This is a genomic window from Streptococcus sp. ELY_137, from assembly GCF_058314515.1.
The window spans coordinates 169,737-187,402 of sequence record NZ_JBZFUL010000001.1; the positions used below are offsets into that span (position 1 = coordinate 169,737).

Annotated in this window: 14 protein-coding genes; 13 read left to right on the forward strand and 1 reads right to left on the reverse strand. The window is 41.5% G+C overall.

Annotated features, from left to right (window positions below):
• Positions 1 to 42 precede the first annotated feature (42 nt).
• The 9 genes from AC4HAO_RS00820 (at position 43) to der (ending at position 10,047) form a co-directional block, all read left to right on the forward strand.
• Positions 43 to 2,550 (forward strand): bifunctional 2',3'-cyclic-nucleotide 2'-phosphodiesterase/3'-nucleotidase, encoded by a 2,508-nt coding sequence (locus AC4HAO_RS00820; protein ID WP_491134276.1) that lies wholly within the window; start codon positions 43 to 45, stop codon positions 2,548 to 2,550.
• Between the two features lie 294 nt (positions 2,551 to 2,844).
• Complete coding sequence (locus AC4HAO_RS00825) at positions 2,845 to 3,399, forward strand: LemA family protein (RefSeq protein ID WP_491134277.1); 555 nt, start codon at positions 2,845 to 2,847, stop codon at positions 3,397 to 3,399.
• A gap of 9 nt (positions 3,400 to 3,408) precedes the next feature.
• Positions 3,409 to 4,308 (forward strand): zinc metalloprotease HtpX, encoded by a 900-nt coding sequence (gene htpX, locus AC4HAO_RS00830; protein ID WP_491093399.1) that lies wholly within the window; start codon positions 3,409 to 3,411, stop codon positions 4,306 to 4,308.
• A 404-nt stretch (positions 4,309 to 4,712) separates the two neighbouring features.
• Complete coding sequence (locus AC4HAO_RS00835) at positions 4,713 to 5,249, forward strand: YceD family protein (protein WP_491134278.1); 537 nt, start codon at positions 4,713 to 4,715, stop codon at positions 5,247 to 5,249.
• Positions 5,250 to 5,339: 90 nt separating this feature from the next.
• Entirely contained in the window at positions 5,340 to 6,017 is a 678-nt protein-coding gene (locus AC4HAO_RS00840) for a response regulator transcription factor (protein ID WP_447452753.1), read from the forward strand.
• A gap of 139 nt (positions 6,018 to 6,156) precedes the next feature.
• Positions 6,157 to 6,654 carry a transcriptional regulator NrdR gene (gene nrdR, locus AC4HAO_RS00845; RefSeq protein WP_447452754.1) on the forward strand — a complete coding sequence of 166 codons (498 nt, stop codon included), beginning with the start codon at positions 6,157 to 6,159 and terminating at the stop codon, positions 6,652 to 6,654.
• Entirely contained in the window at positions 6,641 to 7,795 is a 1,155-nt protein-coding gene (locus AC4HAO_RS00850) for a replication initiation and membrane attachment family protein (protein ID WP_491093397.1), read from the forward strand. Before nrdR ends, AC4HAO_RS00850 begins: the two co-directional genes overlap by 14 nt.
• Positions 7,796 to 8,695, forward strand: coding sequence for a primosomal protein DnaI (dnaI, locus tag AC4HAO_RS00855; protein WP_447452756.1), 900 nt, complete (start codon positions 7,796 to 7,798; stop codon positions 8,693 to 8,695). It abuts the gene before it with no gap.
• A 41-nt stretch (positions 8,696 to 8,736) separates the two neighbouring features.
• A complete protein-coding gene (der, locus tag AC4HAO_RS00860; protein WP_491134279.1) occupies positions 8,737 to 10,047 on the forward strand; it encodes a ribosome biogenesis GTPase Der in 1,311 nt (436 codons plus the stop codon).
• A 444-nt stretch (positions 10,048 to 10,491) separates the two neighbouring features.
• On the opposite strand, the gene AC4HAO_RS00865 is transcribed toward der, so the two are convergent.
• On the reverse strand, positions 10,492 to 11,076 hold the full coding sequence (locus tag AC4HAO_RS00865) for a GNAT family N-acetyltransferase (protein ID WP_491093395.1): 585 nt from the start codon (positions 11,074 to 11,076) through the stop codon (positions 10,492 to 10,494).
• A gap of 238 nt (positions 11,077 to 11,314) precedes the next feature.
• Between AC4HAO_RS00865 and AC4HAO_RS00870 the strand changes: the two genes are divergently transcribed.
• The 4 genes from AC4HAO_RS00870 (at position 11,315) to AC4HAO_RS00885 (ending at position 17,518) form a co-directional block, all read left to right on the forward strand.
• Positions 11,315 to 14,407, forward strand: a complete 3,093-nt coding sequence (locus AC4HAO_RS00870) for a pilus expression-regulating Snf2 family helicase (RefSeq protein ID WP_491134280.1) — start codon at positions 11,315 to 11,317, stop codon at positions 14,405 to 14,407.
• Between the two features lie 274 nt (positions 14,408 to 14,681).
• On the forward strand, positions 14,682 to 15,323 hold the full coding sequence (gene zapJ, locus AC4HAO_RS00875) for a divisome accessory protein ZapJ (protein WP_491134282.1): 642 nt from the start codon (positions 14,682 to 14,684) through the stop codon (positions 15,321 to 15,323).
• A gap of 15 nt (positions 15,324 to 15,338) precedes the next feature.
• On the forward strand, positions 15,339 to 16,670 hold the full coding sequence (murC, locus tag AC4HAO_RS00880; RefSeq protein ID WP_447452761.1) for a UDP-N-acetylmuramate--L-alanine ligase: 1,332 nt from the start codon (positions 15,339 to 15,341) through the stop codon (positions 16,668 to 16,670).
• Between the two features lie 356 nt (positions 16,671 to 17,026).
• Positions 17,027 to 17,518 (forward strand): GNAT family N-acetyltransferase, encoded by a 492-nt coding sequence (locus AC4HAO_RS00885; RefSeq protein WP_491134283.1) that lies wholly within the window; start codon positions 17,027 to 17,029, stop codon positions 17,516 to 17,518.
• Positions 17,519 to 17,666 lie beyond the last annotated feature (148 nt).

Below are 17,666 nucleotides of genomic sequence, written 5' to 3' on the forward strand. Positions count from 1 at the left end.
AATAGAGGTGTATCTTTACTTTTATTTTCAAAGGAGATCACAATGTCTAAACATCATTTCTTAAAAAGTGCGCTAGCACTATCTCTTTTTGTGGCAGCCAGTGGTACTGGCCTTCTTGTTCAAGCAGATGAATTACCTTCGGCTAATAGTGGTGCGGTAGCTTCAACAGCAAGTAGCAATATAGCTGAGGAAGACGGTCGAGGGGTTCCTAATCAGGCTGCCGAGTCGGCTGTGCCAACTTCTGCACAAGCCAAAACAAGCACTCAACCTTTATCTGTTGAATCCGTGCCTTCATCTGGAGAAAGCTCGGAAACGCTAACAGGTGAAGCAGATACTGCAGGGTTTAAAATGGCTCCTCCAGTTACAGCAGCATCTCAAACTAAAGAGACTGTGAAAACACCAGAGCCTGTTGAAGGACAAACGGTTGACATGCGTATTCTCTCAACAACTGATCTCCATACCAACCTAGTCAACTACGACTATTATCAAGACAAGGCTTCCCAAACTGTCGGGCTTGCTAAAACTGCTGTGCTTATTGAAAAAGCGCGCAAGGAAAATAGCAACATTGTCCTTGTTGACAGCGGAGATACGATTCAAGGAACCCCATTTGGCACCTACAAAGCTCTTATTAATCCTGTAAAAGAAGGCCAAACCCACCCCATGTACAAGGCCTTTGAAAAATTAGGCTATGACGCTGAAACTTTGGGCAATCATGAATTTAATTACGGACTTGATTTTCTCAACCGTATGGTTAATACATCAGATGTCCCTATCGTCAATGCCAATGTCCGCGATGCTCATACAGGCCAGCACTATTATCAGCCTTATATCATTCTCAACAAAGTTTTCACTGATACAAATGGCAGACAAACAACTGTCAAGGTCGGCATTACAGGCGTTCTGCCAAGACAAATTCTAGTTTGGGATAAGGCCAATCTTGAAGGCAAGGTTATCGTTGATGATCCTGTTGAAGCAGTCAAAGCCATCGTTCCAAGCATGAAAGAAGCTGGTGCTGACATCGTTTTGGTTCTAGCTCATTCGGGTATCGGTGATGATAACTATGAAGTCGGCGAAGAAAATGAGGGCTATTTCCTAGCTGGCATTGATGGGGTTGATGCTGTGGCTACGGGACATTCACATGCTGATTTTCCTAATGGTGACGGTACAAGCTTTTACGCCAAATACAAAGGTGTCGATGATATCAACGGTCTCATCAACGGCAAGCCGGTTGTTATGGCTGGAAAGTTTGGTGATCATCTTGGTATTATGGATTTGACTTTGACCTACAAAGAGGGTAAGTGGCAGGTAACCAACAGCAAGTCTAAACTCCGTAAAATTGATACGACTTCTCCTGTGGCTGCCCAAGAGCTGATTGATATGGTTAAAGAAGAGCATCAAGGTACGATAGATTATGTTCGCCAAAAGGTTGGCCAAACAACAGCACCGATTAACAGTTACTTTGCTCAAGTGCTGGATGATCCGTCTATTCAAATTGTAAACAATGCCCAACTCTGGTATGGTAAAAAACAATTGGCTGGTACAGCTGATGCTAATTTGCCAATTCTTTCTGCTGCCGCACCGTTTAAAGCGGGTACGCGCGGCGATGCCACTTACTACACAGACATTCCTGCCGGAGCATTGGCTATTAAAAATGTTGCTGATCTTTATCTCTATGACAATGTCACTGCTATCATTAAACTTACAGGTGCTCAAATCAAGGAATGGCTGGAAATGTCTGCTGGACAATTTAACCAGATCGATCCAAACAACAGCAAACCTCAGCAGCTGATTAACAGTAACTATCGTTCTTATAACTTTGATGTGATTGATGGTCTGACTTACAAATTTGATATCACGCAGCCCAACAAGTATGACTACGAAGGAAAATTGGTTAATCCGACTGCCAGTCGCGTTCGCGAACTTAAATATCAGGGACAGCCAATTGACCCCAATCAAACTTTTATCGTCATCAGCAACAACTATCGGGCAACAGGTAATTTCCCTGGTGTCAGAGATGCTGCTGAAAAACGGCTGCTCAATCTGGAAAACCGGCAGGCCATCATTGACTATATAATATCTGAAAAAACCATCAACCCTTCAGCCGATGGCAATTGGTCCTTTACAAGTAGTATCAAGGGCTTAGATATTCGCTTTTTATCATCTGAAAATGCTCAAAAATACCTAGCTGACCATGCTGAGATTTCCTATATAGGACCGTCTGCTTCTGAAGGCTTTGGGGAGTATCGCTATACTTACATGGATTCTGACGTATCTAGTTCACTTATATCGTCAGCTGCTCCCTATGCAAATCAATTTGACAATCAGAATATTTACATTCTAACTACTAAATCTTTTGTCCAAGGTAGAGTGACTGCAAAGCCTGTCTATGTTCAGGCAACTGCAGAATCACTGGCTAAGACTAGTAAGAAAGCTCAGGAAGACCCAACATCACTACCTAAAACAGGTTTTTCTGACAGTATGGTATATCATGTAGTTGGCTATCTCTTCCTGACTTTAGCTGCTTTCTTAGTTAGAAAAAGGAAACTATAATTTGATGAGTGTCAAAAAATTTTAAAAGATTCAGTATTGATTTATCTCATGCTGAGTCTTTTTGTTTTTTTTATCATTTAATTCACTTAGACAGCTTATCGGTTTAAAAACTCACACTCAAAGGCATTCCTTCTCTTTTTCTTTTAAAAGATAGCGATTGAAAGAGCTGTTTTTTACTAAGGTTTCTGCTATAATAAAAGGGTAACACAAAAAGGATGGCAAGTTTTAATTTTACTGAGATTGGTATGAGCGTGGCTTCTGCCTGTTTCCCTTGTTAACTTGGAGGATAGATCTATGCTGTGGATAATATTAGCAGTTGTTATTATAATCGTTATTGGTTTTATTGTAGTCAGCTATAATGGTTTGGTACGTTCACGTATGCAGACGCAGGAATCTTGGAGTCAGATCGATGTTCAGCTGAAACGTCGTAATGATCTTATCCCTAATTTGATTGAGACTGTCAAAGGCTATACTGCCTATGAAGAAAAAACTCTAACAAAAATTTCTGAACTGCGTGCACAGGTAGCCCAGGCCAAGAATCCAGCAGAAGCGATGCAGGCTAGTGATGCTTTGACCAAACAGGTATCAGGAATCTTTGCGGTGGCGGAAAATTATCCTGATTTGAAAGCCAATGCTAGTTTTGTAAAGCTGCAAGAGGAACTAACCAATACAGAAAATAAAATTTCTTACTCACGTCAGCTTTATAACTCAACAACAGCCAATTACAATACAAAACTGCAAACTTTCCCAAGTAGTTTAGTTGCTGGTGTCTTTGGATTTAAACCGTCTCAATTTTTAGAAACAGCTGAAGAGGAAAAGGCTGTTCCCAAGGTTGATTTCGACTTATAGGAGACACTCATGCTCTATCAACAAATTGCATCAAACAAGCGGCGCACAGTTCTCCTTCTGCTCTTGTTTTTTAGCCTATTGGCTATTATTGGAGCTGCTGTCGGCTATCTCTGGTTGGGGAGTTTGCTTGGAGGTCTCATTATTGCCCTCATTATTGGAACTATCTATGCTATGTCAATGATTTTTCAGTCAACTAATGTGGTCATGTCTATGAACAATGCCCGTGAAATTACAGCTGGAGACTATCCTGACTATTATCATATTGTAGAAGATATGGCTATGGTAGCACAAGTTCCCATGCCTCGAGTCTTTGTTATTGATGATCCCTCTCTCAATGCTTTTGCGACTGGGTCCTCACCTGAAAATTCAGCAGTTGCTGCAACTAGCGGTATTTTAGCGGCTATGAATCGCGAAGAATTAGAAGGGGTTATCGGCCATGAAATCAGCCATATTAGAAATTACGATATTCGTATTTCAACTATCGCTGTAGCTTTAGCCAGTGCCATTACTCTGATTTCCAGTATCGGTGGTCGCATGATGTGGTGGGGTGGTGGTAGCAGACGTCGCTCTAGCGATAGTGAAGGTGGTGGCAGTATCGGCGTCCTGATGCTGGCTTTCTCTTTAATAGCCCTGATCTTGGCGCCTTTAGCTGCTAGCTTGGTTCAGCTAGCTATTTCTCGTCAGCGAGAATATTTGGCTGATGCCAGTTCAGTAGAGCTGACGCGAAATCCTCAGGGGCTGATTAGTGCGCTCAAAAAATTAGATCGATCCCAGCCTATGCAACAACCAGTTGATGATGCCAGTGCAGCTCTTTATATCAATGATCCTAAGAAAAAAGGCGGGGTTAAATCTCTATTTTTCACCCATCCGCCAATTGAAGAGCGGATTGCCCGCCTAGAGGCAGCTTAACTTAAATATGACAAAACTATCGCTCTCGTTGGGCGATTTTTGTTTTCTTGTAAAGAAATTGCAAACTATTTCTGCTATATTAAGAGCAATCAATTTTGTGAGAGTGATATTCCTTGAAAATCAAAATAGTATTTTATCGCGGCAAGCGCTGTATCTTTTAGATGAAAAAATGGAATTTTTCCCATCTAGAATAGCTGAGTGTTCACTGGGTTATGTTCTGAGGCTTATCAATATAAGTCTCATCTCTTATTATTAGCCAGTTGAACCTTCCAGAGCTTTTAGCTTGTATTGATTTTCTTTGAGTAGGCAACTTAACGACTTGATTAGGAAAAATTACTAATATCATACGTAGGTCGTACTTTCTAAGAAAGGCCTATGTTTATGTTCATCGATTGGGAGAAATTATGTTTAACATTGCAGAATTAAAAAAAAATCCGGATGGTCTTCGATTTGATCAAAAACTGGATATCAAGACTATGCTATTGGAGCGCAATTCAGAAATTATAGATGTCACAGACGTTAAAGCCAAGGGATTAGTTGGTTATGATGAAGGCCTCTTTTTACTGAATTATGATTTAACTTATCAATTGGTTCTTCCGTCAAGCCGATCGATGGAGCCAGTTTATTTGGATCAAAATATTTTTGTATCAGAAGTCTTTGTAGAAGCAGCAGAAGCTGAGGTCCAAAAAGAATTAGTTGAGGATGATTTGGTTTTAATTTTAGAGGATGATCAGATTGATCTCAAAGAGAGTGTTGTTGATAATATTTTGCTCAACATTCCGCTCAAGGTCTTAACACCAGAAGAAAGAGAAAGCGATGTTCTGCCATCGGGGCAGGATTGGTCTGTATTGACGGAATCACAGTATCAGACTTTGCAGGACGAAAAGAAAGCAGCTAAGAGTCCCTTTGCTGCCTTGGAAGGCTTATTTGATTCGGAGTAAACCTGAAGAAGGTGAATAGGTAAAAAGAAAGAGGAGAGTCTATCACTGTTTTACGGAAATAGAGATAGACAAACGAATGGAGGTAGGAGTATGGCTAAACGAATCCTAATTATTGAAGATGAGAAAAGCTTGTCACGTTTAGTATCTCTAAGGTTACAAGAAAAGGGATATCAAGTCACAGTCAGTCAAGATGGAAAATCAGGATTGACGATGGCTCTGGAAAGGGATTTTGAACTAATTTTTATTGATCTCAAGCTGCCTGATAAGGATGGTTTAGATTTGATGCATCAGATTAGACGAGAGAAGTCCATGCCGATTGTGATGATGGTCGATCGAGAAGCAATTGCCAGCATCCAATCAAAGACTGATGAACTAGCGGATGAGTATATGATTAAGCCTTTTGCTGTTGAAGAATTACTGGAAAAGGCAGAAGAAGCCTTTGCTCGCGGAAAAACAAGGATTTATCGCCAAAAGGCTCCTTACCATGATCTGATATTAGATGAAGCCAATCGGTCAGTGATACGTAAGGGGGAGAGTATTGCTTTGACCAATCGTGAATTTGCCTTATTATCGACCCTGCTTAGGCATATCAATACAGTAATGACACGTGAAGAACTGCTGGACTATGTTTGGAGCTACAGTAACGGCGCGGTTGAAACCAATGTCGTTGATGTCTATATTCGTTACCTTCGCGGTAAAATTGATATTCCTGGCAATGACTCATACATCCAGACAGTGCGAGGGATGGGGTATGTAATCCGTAGTTAATTGGGCAATAGTCTGATGAGATAGAGTGGCAATAGATAAGAGATGACTGGATTTGACAGGGAGGGTCAATCCTTTTTTTATACCTAAAAATATGATAAAATAAGGTATTACTAAAAAATGATAGAATTGGGGTGTTTGCATGCGTTGTCCAAGATGTAATCGTAATAAATCCAGCGTTATTGACAGCCGTCAGGCTGAAGATGGCAATACCATTCGTCGCCGCCGTGAATGTGATAACTGTGGCGCGCGTTTTACAACCTTTGAGCGCATCGAAGAAGTCCCCCTCTTGGTTGTTAAGAAGGATGGTACGCGGGAGCAGTTCTCTCGTGATAAAATTCTCAATGGCATTATCCAGAGTGCTCAAAAGAGGCCTGTCTCCAGTAGTGATATTGAAAGTGTAATCAGCCGTATTGAACAAAAGATTCGTGGAGAATACGACAGCGAAGTTACCAGCGAAGTCATCGGCAATCTCGTAATGGATGAACTAGCGGACTTAGATGAGATCACCTACGTCCGCTTTGCCAGTGTCTACCGCAGTTTTAAGGATGTGGATGAAATTGAGGATCTCTTGCAGCAGATAACCAATCGTGTCCATAGTAAAAACAAGAAAAATAAGGAACAAGATGAAACCGATTGATAATTTTTCTTTTGTGAAAAATAATCAGGTCAGCAGAGATATGACTAATCTGATTCGGCTCTATTTACCGATTATAGGCAGTGATGCTGTGGTGGTTTATCAGTATCTGACTAGCTTTTATGATAACGGTCAACAGTTGCATAAGATTGCTGAAATTTTAAATCACACACTCTTTGATCTGCCGCGTTTTGAAAATTCTCTTGCTGTTCTGACTGGGATGGATCTGGTGGCATTTTATCAGGATTTGGATAAATATATTATCGAACTTAGGGAGCCTTTGACACCAGAACATTTCCTCTCTCATGCTGTTTATAGGCGTTTGCTGGAGAGACATATTGGTGATGTTGCTGTGGCAGATTTGGAAAAATCCGATCTAGATCGGGTACGCAACCTTTCCAAAAAATTTTCAGAGGTTTTTTCAGATACGGGTGAGATTGATGTGCAGCCTATGAGATCCAAAACCTATTTTGACTTGGATAGTTTTAAACAAAGAATGACTATTGATGGTCTGCATTTTAGTAAGGAAAAAGAGGATGTTATCGCACTGAATAATCTTGCTGAAAAATTCAGCCTTACTTGGTTTGATGTTTATCAGTTGGCGAAGGAGACTGCCAGTCACCATAAGATTTTACCTAAGCGCATCGCAGCCAAACTCCATCAGCCTAAGTCCAACAAAGCCACTGAACTCAGCCGCGAAGAGGAAATTATCATCAGAGAGGCTAAATCCTCAGTACCTGAGAATTTTTTAGCCAAGATTAAAGTTGGCTTGGGTGCTGTAACAACGACTGATAAGGAAAAGAAGATTTTGTCAGACTTGGTTGAGATGGACTTTCTTGATGAAGTTATTAATGTCATGATAGTCTATTATTTTAAACGACACAGTTCTGCTACTTTGGCTAGAAATGCTATGATGAGTCTGGCAAATGTCGTGTCATCACAAAAGGCTACGACAGCTGAAGCTGCTTTTGAAGCCCTGCGTCAGCACGGTCGAACAAGAAATCAAAAATCCAAGCAAACTGTTTCCAGTGTGCCCGACTGGAGTAATCCAAATTACAAAGAGCAGACGACACCTGAGGAACAGCAGAAGCTTGATGAGATGAAACGTCAAATGTTAGCGAAACTTGGAAAGGGTGGTGAGTAGATGGAAAGTATAGGGGAGACCTTGGCAAAAAAGACTGCTCATGAGCGTGTTGATCTAGAAGCTCTGACTAACCAGATTATGGCTGATCAAGCAATCGCAGATTTTATTCAAGAACATCAGTTGACATCTGATGAGATCAAACGGAGCCTGCCCAAATTTAATCAGTTTTTAGGTGAACGTCGCAAGTATCAGACAGCCGATGATAGGTATAGAGCTAAGGGGTATGAGCCTATTCTTGTGATGAATGAGGGTTACGCAGATGTCTCTTATAAAGAAACACAGGCCCTCAAGCAAGCGCAGGCGCAAAAGGCCATTGCTGATCGTATTCATGTAGTTAGTTTACCGAGATCTTATAAACATATTACTTTTGAGGATGTCGATCTTACTGGCTCTCGTGCGGATGTCTTTAAATATTTGGTTAGCTTTGTAGACAGTTATCCGGCTCCTGGTCAAAAAGGCCTCTATCTGTACGGGGATATGGGAATCGGTAAGTCCTTTATGCTGGCGGCCATGGCGCATGAATTGTCTGAAAAAAAGTCTGTTGAGACAACGATGCTTCATTACCCTAGCTTTGTTATTGATATAAAAAATGCTATTAATAGTGGCAATGTCAAGGAAGAGATCGATGCCGTTAAATCGGTTCCCGTTTTGATTCTAGATGATATTGGAGCAGAGCAGACAACATCTTGGGTACGCGATGAGATCTTGCAGGTTATTTTACAGCACCGTATGCTGGAAGAACTACCAACCTTTTTCACCTCTAATTACAGCTTAGCTAATTTAGAGGCTAAGTTTGGTAATATCAAGGGAGCTGATGAAACTTGGCAGGCTAAGCGTGTACTGGAGCGTGTACGCTATCTGGCTAAGGCTGTTCATCTCCTAGGGGAAAATCGCAGATAGAACTGCAGGGAAAGCAGTGAGTATAGAAAGGAACTTAAGGAATGGCCTTACCAACTGTGGCTATTGTAGGACGTCCCAATGTCGGGAAATCAACTCTTTTTAATCGGATTGCGGGTGAGCGCATTTCAATTGTTGAGGATGTTGAAGGGGTTACTCGGGATCGGATTTATACTAAGGCTGAGTGGCTGAATCGTCAGTTCAGCATTATTGACACGGGGGGGATTGATGATGTTGATGCCCCCTTTATGGAGCAGATTAAACATCAGGCTGATATTGCCATGACGGAAAGTGATGTTATTGTCTTTGTTGTCTCAGGCAAGGAAGGCGTGACAGACGCTGATGAATATGTTGCTAAGATTCTCTATCGGACACATAAGCCTGTTATTCTGGCTGTCAATAAGGTAGACAACCCAGAAATGCGCAACGATATTTATGATTTTTATACCTTAGGGTTGGGAGATCCCTATCCTCTTTCTTCAGTTCACGGCATCGGCACGGGGGATATTTTAGATGCTATTGTAGAAAAACTTCCCGCTGAGAAAGAAGATGATGATCCTAACATTATCAGGTTCAGTTTAATTGGACGTCCTAATGTTGGCAAATCCAGCCTCATCAATGCCATATTGGGTGAGGAGCGCGTGATTGCTAGCCCCCTTGCTGGAACGACCCGTGATGCCATAGATACTAACTTTAAAGACAGTGAAGGTCAAGAGTATACTATGATCGACACTGCTGGTATGCGTAAATCTGGCAAAGTCTACGAAAACACTGAGAAGTACTCAGTAATGCGCTCGATGCGGGCTATTGACCGCTCAGATGTTGTACTGGTTGTTATCAACGCCGAAGAAGGTATTCGAGAGTACGACAAGCGAATTGCTGGTTTTGCTCACGAGGCTGGCAAAGGGATTATTATTGTGGTCAATAAATGGGATGCCATTGAGAAAGATAATCACACCGTAAGTCAGTGGGAAATGGATATCAGAAAGAACTTCCAATTTTTGGCTTATGCTCCAATAGTCTTTGTATCTGCGGAGACTAAGCAGCGGTTGCATAAGCTACCTGAGCTGATTAAACGCATTAGTCAGAGCCAGAATAGACGGATTCCATCTGCTGTGCTTAATGATGTCATTATGGATGCGGTCGCTATTAACCCAACACCGACTGATAAGGGGAAACGCTTAAAAATCTTCTATGCGACCCAAGTTTCGGTCAAACCGCCGACTTTTGTTGTCTTTGTTAACGAAGAAGAGTTGATGCATTTCTCTTATCTGCGCTTTTTGGAAAATCAAATTCGCGAAGCCTTCATTTTTGAAGGAACACCAATTCATTTAATTGCTAGAAAGCGCAAGTAGGTTTAGATAAAGTAGCGATATACCCGTTTGGATTTATACATGAGACTAAGCAGTGGGTGTCTTGTTCAATTAAAGCAGGTAATATCTGTAGAAGAAAGCCTAGTTTGTCTCTTTGTTTAGCAACTTTAATGGCTATTTATAGCAAAAAGAGGTTGAGACAAAAGTTCTCAGCCTTATTTATTTGGTCAATTTTATTTACTAGGCGCAGTGGTTGGGAGAAAAACTGGTTGGCTCTGCCAACTTAGTCTTTCCCCAGCACAGTTCATTAGGTGCTTTAGCACCAATGAACCACTGCTGGTTGGCGGTCCTTATCTTGGGGCGCGGTCATTAAACAGCCCACTGGACTGTTTAATGACCGCGCAAGTGATAGCTCCAACAGTTTGGGGAACTGTTGGAGAATATCCAATTCTATGAACGTGAGTTCATCTCATTCTCTATTTTATTCTAGCTTTTATACTCTTGATAGAGAGAAGTTTCTGAAAAGGGGATAATAGGCTGGGGTAGGCTGGGGTTGGTAGCAAGAGATTTTTCCAGCCATTTCATATCATACCAACGACCAAATTTATAGCCGGCTTGTTTGAAGTGTCCTACAACCTTATATCCTAGATGCTGATGGAATTCCTGACTATTGTTCGTCAGGCGGCTATCTGCTTTGGCTGTTGTTGCAATACAAGCCAAAGCTGTCAGAATTCCTTGGGCTTTCAAGCAGGATTCTAATTGCTCATAAAAGAGGCGTCCTAACCCCATTCCCTTAGCGTTGGGAGCCAGATAGATAGTGACCTCAGCCAACCACTGGTAAGCTTCTCTGGGATGGAAAGCTGAGGCGTAAGCATAGCCTAGGATCTGCTTCTTGTCTTCAGCAACGAAGTAGGGATAGATTTGGCTAATACTTTGCCAACGCTGAGTGAAGTCTTCAAGGGAAGGGCAATTGTATTCAAAGCTGATAGCTGTCTCTTCAACATAGGGTTTATAAATTTCTAACAAATAGGGTAAATCTTCTTGCGTAGCAAGACGAATAGTCGGTGACATAACAGAGATTCTCCTTATCTCAAAATACTAAGCTGTAGGCGATTCAAAGAAAGTTGGGAATAGCCCTTAGGACTTAACTATAGAGTTCAAATGCTGACTTGCTTGCTGGTTTGCAGCCTAGGTTTTATGTGTTACCAGTATAACATAAAAGAACTTTATGGCACTATTTTTGTGAAATAGTTTATATAATCTGCTATAATGACAAGATAAGTAAAATTAGATTGGACTAATGTTTGGTATGGCAAGATTGATTCCGGGACGTATCCGCAATGAAGGAATCGTCCTATCTGAAGCAGGCAAAATCAAAATATTATCCACGGTTGATAAGATTATTAAAGCAGAAGTAGATGGAGTGGCCCTTTCTTTTTCCTTTGATGACGATAAAGTAAGCTGCGAGTGTTTGATGTTTGCGCAAAAGAATTACTGCCCCCATCTAGCTGCTATTGAATATTATTTAAAAAATGATGAGATTGGTAAAGAATTGGTTGAACAGTTGGTTAATGATGACGTTTACCAACAGCATCAAGAGAAGCTTTTTTCTTTCGGCAGCATTTTTTTAGATGGCTTAGCCGTTAATGAGGATGATAGTCTCAAATATCGCTTGTCGGTTACCGGAGAGCAAGATTCTTATTCCTCAGCTATCTGGTGGACGCTTTATATTAATCGCCTGCCAGACGATCGTCGCTATATTATTCGGGATATTAGCACCTTTTTAAAGGTTCTAAGGCGTGAGGATTCTTATCAAATTGGTAAGAATTATTTTGAGCCGATTTCTTATATTCAATTTGATGAAGCTAGTCGGGAGTTTATTGACTTCCTCTGGCGTCTGATTCCTGATGATGATCCCAATCACCTAGATTATCTTTTGCCTAACCGTGCCCGGCATTTGAGCTTACCGCATGGCTTTTTTGAAGAGGGGATCCAGCTGATGCAGGATCTCTACGATTTTCAGATCAGTCTCAATCATCATGATTACCGAGAAATTTATTTTAAGGAGTTGACAGGGGAAGACAGCTTATATACCTTCAAAGTTCTTGTCCATCAGTTATCTTTGGAGCTGATTATTTCAGAAAAAACCAGTCAATCTTTCTTTGATCACGCTTATGTGCTCTACCGTCAGACCTTTTATCACCTTACTGCAAAGCAGCGTAAGCTAGTCAAGGCTATCAAGGGATTAGCTATTGAAGAAGACTTGAGTAAGCATGTCCACTTTGATTTGGACGACCAGGGGAAATTGGCTGCCAGTCTTTTGGATTTTGCAGAGATAGGTCGTATTGATGCGCCTAGATCTTTTGCTATCAGGGATTTTAAGCCTAGTTTTGACTTGGATTTGGCTGACAACCAAGAGATTTTGCTCAAAGTAACGTATGATTACGATGGCGTTAAGGTAAGAAGCCGGGACGGTTTAAATGAATTACCCTTTAGCAGTAACTTTAAGCGCGAAGAACAGATCAATCGGGTGTTGGCAGCAGAGGGCTTTATGGGGCAGTTCACTGCCCGTCATCTGCCACTTTACGGTGAGGAGCTTTATAATTTCTTTACTCGTACGATCCCTCGTTTGCAGAACTTGGGTCAGGTTCACTTAAGTGAGACTTTAGATGCCCTTCGCTATTATGAAAGCCCACAGGTCAAAATATCAGCCCAGCAGGGATTGCTTGATGTATCTTTTGACTTTTCTTCTATCTACGAGGGAGATATTAATCAAGCCCTTCAAGCTTTATTTAAAAATGAACCTTATTATGTCAATGATCAGGGGCGGTTAGTTGTCTTTGATGAGGAAACCCAGAAGATTAGTCGTACTCTAAAATCTCTGCAGGCTCAACCGCAGCAGGATGGCCATCTCAAACTGAGTAATTTGGCTGCTTTTCAAATTTCCCAGCTCTATCAGGATTCCAAACGGGTAGATTTTTCAGCTGATTTCCAGCAATTAGCCTATGATTTGACTCACCCTCAGGAATTTAAAACTACTCAGATATCTGTTCAGGCCCAGTTGCGGGATTATCAGCTGACGGGTGTTAAGTGGCTGTCTATGCTGGATTATTATGGATTTGGCGGTATTTTAGCTGATGATATGGGATTGGGTAAGACCCTGCAGACAATTGCTTTTTTAACTTCCAGATTGCAGGAAAGTTCTCGAGTCCTTATTTTATCACCTTCCAGCTTAATCTATAATTGGAAGGATGAATTCACTAAATTTGCTCCCGAACTTGATGTAGCTGTTTCTTACGGTTTAAAACAAGAAAGGTTGTCTATCATTGAGTCGGGGCACCAGATTATGATTACCAGTTATGCCTCTTTTCGTCAGGATTTTGATCAATATCAGACGCAGCACTATGACTATTTAATTTTGGATGAAGCTCAGGTAATGAAAAATACTCAAACCAAGATAGCTCAATCATTGAGAGCCTTTGAGGTTGATCATTGTTTTGCACTCTCTGGTACGCCGATTGAGAATAAGCTTCTGGAAATTTGGTCAATCTTTCAAATTGTGCTACCAGGGCTTCTGCCACCAAAAAAAGCCTTTCTTAAACTAGAAGCTGCGGAAGTAGCTCGTTATATCAAACCATTTATCATGAGGCGCAAAAAAGAAGAGGTTCTGCCAGAATTACCTGAACTGACTGAAACGACCTATTATAATGAATTAGATGATAAGCAAAAAGCTATCTATCTGGCCCAGTTGAGGCAGATGCAAGATAGTGTTAGTCAGGCTTCCGATGCTGAACTTAATCGTCAGAAGATCCAAATTCTAGCAGGGATTACACGATTGCGCCAAATCTGTGATACACCGGCTCTCTTTATGAATTACGATGGGGAAAGCGGCAAGATTGACAGTCTGCGTCAACTTCTCAGCCAGATTCAAGATAGTGGACATCGCACCCTAATTTTCTCGCAGTTCAGAGATATGTTAGAGATAGCAGAGCAGGAAGCTCATGAACTCGGTTTAACCACCTATAAAATAACCGGCTCTACACCGGCTGAGCAGCGGCAGGAAATGACCAAGGCCTTCAATAATGGCAGCAGGGATATTTTTCTCGTTTCTCTCAAAGCTGGTGGGGTTGGTCTTAACCTAACGGGGGCTGATACAGTTATTTTAATTGATCTCTGGTGGAATCCGGCAGTGGAAATGCAGGCTATCAGCCGTGCCCACCGCATCGGTCAGCAGCAGAATGTTGAAGTCTATCGACTGATTACGAGGGGAACTATTGAAGAAAAAATCTTAGAAATGCAGGATTCTAAGAAGAACTTGGTTACTACGGTCCTTGACGGTAATGAGAGTCGTGCCAATATGACAATCGAAGATATCAAAGAAATTTTGGGCGTAAAAAGCTGATATCTTTTTGACAAGTCCATCATTTAGGGTATAATAGTAATGTTAGAGCCCTACTTAAGGGTCGAAAATGCGATTTGTATAGAAAAAGCAGCGAAGTTGTTTAAGCTTTGACTATTCTGGAGTATAACCGTTTTTTAGAGGTTAACATCTTTGTCAAGTTTTCTATTTTTCAATCGGATTTCACTGGTACTTGCTGTGCAAGGTTTAACCGCCGGTTGCTATAGTTCAGAGAGTTATAGCATGGCCCTGAGTATCTTAAAAAGGAGAGAGATCTATGGTTAGAAAAAAGGATCAGTTTCCATTAGTAGCGGATGATGAGTTGGTTATTGCGACAGCTCCTCAGATGCAGCTCTATGATAATGAAGATTTAATTAATAATATTCACGGAGACTATCATGATAAGTCTTACAGCGATAATTATGTGATGGGGGAACAGTCTGCCAGTTCGGCAGGTCGAGCCTATGCTCAAGGGCGCGTTTCTGAAAGGGAAAAGGCCAAGTCTTATGCTGAGCTGGCGCGTGAAGAAGCTAGACAGGATTTGAAGCGTAAGCGCCAGACCTATATTGCTCAGGAGTCTAAAATCCCTGCCAAACCCAATTTCCAGCGTCGCGAGTTTACTGATAAAGCACCAGCCTCTAAACCTACTATTTTCTTTAATGGTAAGATGGCAGATACTAGTAAAGAATCGCCGGTCAATGAGCTAGCGCGGTTCAGCCATAATCTACATCAGGATCACTATATTTTAGCTGAGTTGCCTAAGACCTACCAGAAACCTAAAAATCCTTCAAATAGGCAGGCCAAGAAAAACAATTACGACTTCCTCAAGCGGAGCCAAATTTACAATCAAGAAGAAACCAGACAGCGTCGTACGCATCAGATTGCCAAAGAGTTAAATCTAATGTTGGATGGCGAATAGGAGAAATGGAAACACATGTCTAAAACCTATCATTTTATCGGAATCAAAGGCTCAGGGATGAGTGCCCTGGCTCTGATGTTGCACCAAATGGGGTACAAGGTTCAAGGGTCTGACGTTGAAAAATATTATTTTACCCAACGTGGACTTGAACAAGCTGGGATTACGATTCTTCCCTTTGATGAAAGCAATATTACGGCTGATGTTGAACTGATTGCCGGCAATGCTTTTCGCCAAGATAATAACATTGAGGTAGCTTATGCTGTGCAGCACGGTTTTACCTTCAAGCGCTACCATGAATTCTTAGGTGATTTCATGGAACAGTTTACTAGCTTGGGTGTAGCTGGGGCTCATGGCAAAACTTCAACGACGGGGCTTTTAGCACATGTGTTACGCAATATTACGGATACCTCTTTCTTAATTGGTGACGGGACCGGTCGCGGTTCAGCTAACAGTCAATACTTTGTTTTTGAATCTGATGAGTATGAGCGCCATTTCATGCCCTACCACCCTGTCTATTCCATTATTACGAATATTGATTTCGATCATCCTGATTACTTCACTTCTATTGATGATGTCTTCAATGCCTTTAATGACTATGCCAAGCAGGTACAAAAGGGGCTATTTGTCTATGGTGAAGATCCTTATCTGCGCAAGATTACGGCTCAGGCTCCGATTTATTATTATGGATTTGAGGAATCTGATGATTTTATAGCTTATAATATTGTCCGTACAACTAACGGTTCTGACTTTAAGGTTAAGCATAAGGGACAGGATCTAGGAACTTTTCATGTACCAGCTTATGGCCGACATAATATTTTGAATGCGACAGCTGTTATTGCTAATCTCTATGTTGCTGGTTTTAATATGGATTTGGTCGCTCAGAACCTTAAGACCTTTGCAGGTGTTAAGCGTCGGTTTACGGAAAAACTTGTCAACGATACTATCATTATTGATGACTTTGCTCACCATCCGACAGAAATTATTGCCACTCTGGATGCAGCCCGACAGAAATACCCATCGCGGGAGATTGTGGCGATTTTTCAACCCCATACGTTTACACGGACGATTGCTCTTTTGGATGAATTTGCAGAAGCGCTGAATGAGGCAGATAGTGTTTACTTGGCTCAAATCTACGGCTCAGCCCGCGAGCGTGATAGAGGTCAGGTCAAGGTTGAAGATTTAGCAGATAAGCTACAAAAGCCTGCAAAAGTTGTGACAGTGGATAATGTATCACCGCTGCTTGATCATGATAATGCTGTTTATGTCTTTATGGGAGCTGGTGATATTCAGCTTTACGAACGCTCCTTTGAAGAATTGATTGCCAATCTGGCTTCCAATACGCAATAGCGTGATAAGAGGGTGAGAATTGGAAATGTTTGACGTTTCCAGCTCTCACCTTTTCCTTTTGGGGAAAGTGAGCCAACTTTGTCCCCTCGAATTCTGCTCGTTTCTCACTTCAGAATATCTACAGGCGGTCGGGTACGCTAGAGAGTTGAATTTGATTAGCTCGCGGGCAAGCCTAGTGGTGACTAGGCAGACTTTGGTAGCGACTGCCGTTAGTTACTGAAGCACTTTGTCGCCTTCTCATTTCTAGACAAGGACCTAAAGCTCTTTGCTGAGCATCTTAGCCGCTTAACTTTGCTGTCTTGCCTAGTTCTGATGGATTTTCTTTGAGTATAAACTAACTTAAACGGAGGAAAAAGATGATAATTAGACAGGTAAAGCTAGAGGATTACGGTGAAATTATCGATATTGAGGAGAGTAACTTTTCCGCCGCAGAAGCAGCGAGCCCAACTGCTATAAAGGAGCGGCTGGGAAAAATTCCTGATACTTTTTTAATTGCTGAAATAGATGGGCGTGTAGCTGGTTATATTGTAGGCCCAGTGATGCAGAACCGTTATTTGACTGATGAATTATTTAATACAGTGGAGGCTAATCCAGCAGTTGGCGGGTTTATTTTGGTTCAGTCTTTATCGGTTGCTCCCTTCTATCAGGGGCAAGGAATTGGAACCGCTCTTCTTGCAGCGCTTAAGGATTTGGCTGTGGCTCAAGAACGTCAAGGAATCAGTTTGACTTGCCATGGAGAGCTCATTACTTATTATGAGATGAACGGTTTTGCTGATGAAGGTGAATCATCTTCCAAGCACGGTGGTAGTATCTGGTATAATATGGTTTGGGAAATCAATAAGGAATAGCTGTTAACTTGAGGCAAATAGGACAGAGAAACCGTGAAAAGTTGCATTTAACCGTAATTTTAGATATAATGGCGTCTGATAATAATGAGGAGGACAAGCTTTGACCGATTTTAAGGATGATAAGTCAAAATCTATTGGCAATGATTTC

What these genes read in the sequence shown, in the direction of transcription:
- AC4HAO_RS00820 (WP_491134276.1), top strand. Translation starts at nt 43, where the DNA reads ATGTCTAAACATCATTTCTTAAAAAGTGCGCTAGCACTATCTCTTTTT.
- AC4HAO_RS00825 (WP_491134277.1), top strand. Translation starts at nt 2,845, where the DNA reads ATGCTGTGGATAATATTAGCAGTTGTTATTATAATCGTTATTGGTTTT.
- htpX (WP_491093399.1), top strand. Translation starts at nt 3,409, where the DNA reads ATGCTCTATCAACAAATTGCATCAAACAAGCGGCGCACAGTTCTCCTT.
- AC4HAO_RS00835 (WP_491134278.1), top strand. Translation starts at nt 4,713, where the DNA reads ATGTTTAACATTGCAGAATTAAAAAAAAATCCGGATGGTCTTCGATTT.
- AC4HAO_RS00840 (WP_447452753.1), top strand. Translation starts at nt 5,340, where the DNA reads ATGGCTAAACGAATCCTAATTATTGAAGATGAGAAAAGCTTGTCACGT.
- nrdR (WP_447452754.1), top strand. Translation starts at nt 6,157, where the DNA reads ATGCGTTGTCCAAGATGTAATCGTAATAAATCCAGCGTTATTGACAGC.
- AC4HAO_RS00850 (WP_491093397.1), top strand. Translation starts at nt 6,641, where the DNA reads ATGAAACCGATTGATAATTTTTCTTTTGTGAAAAATAATCAGGTCAGC.
- dnaI (WP_447452756.1), top strand. Translation starts at nt 7,796, where the DNA reads ATGGAAAGTATAGGGGAGACCTTGGCAAAAAAGACTGCTCATGAGCGT.
- der (WP_491134279.1), top strand. Translation starts at nt 8,737, where the DNA reads ATGGCCTTACCAACTGTGGCTATTGTAGGACGTCCCAATGTCGGGAAA.
- AC4HAO_RS00865 (WP_491093395.1), bottom strand. Translation starts at nt 11,076, where the DNA reads ATGTCACCGACTATTCGTCTTGCTACGCAAGAAGATTTACCCTATTTG.
- AC4HAO_RS00870 (WP_491134280.1), top strand. Translation starts at nt 11,315, where the DNA reads ATGGCAAGATTGATTCCGGGACGTATCCGCAATGAAGGAATCGTCCTA.
- zapJ (WP_491134282.1), top strand. Translation starts at nt 14,682, where the DNA reads ATGGTTAGAAAAAAGGATCAGTTTCCATTAGTAGCGGATGATGAGTTG.
- murC (WP_447452761.1), top strand. Translation starts at nt 15,339, where the DNA reads ATGTCTAAAACCTATCATTTTATCGGAATCAAAGGCTCAGGGATGAGT.
- AC4HAO_RS00885 (WP_491134283.1), top strand. Translation starts at nt 17,027, where the DNA reads ATGATAATTAGACAGGTAAAGCTAGAGGATTACGGTGAAATTATCGAT.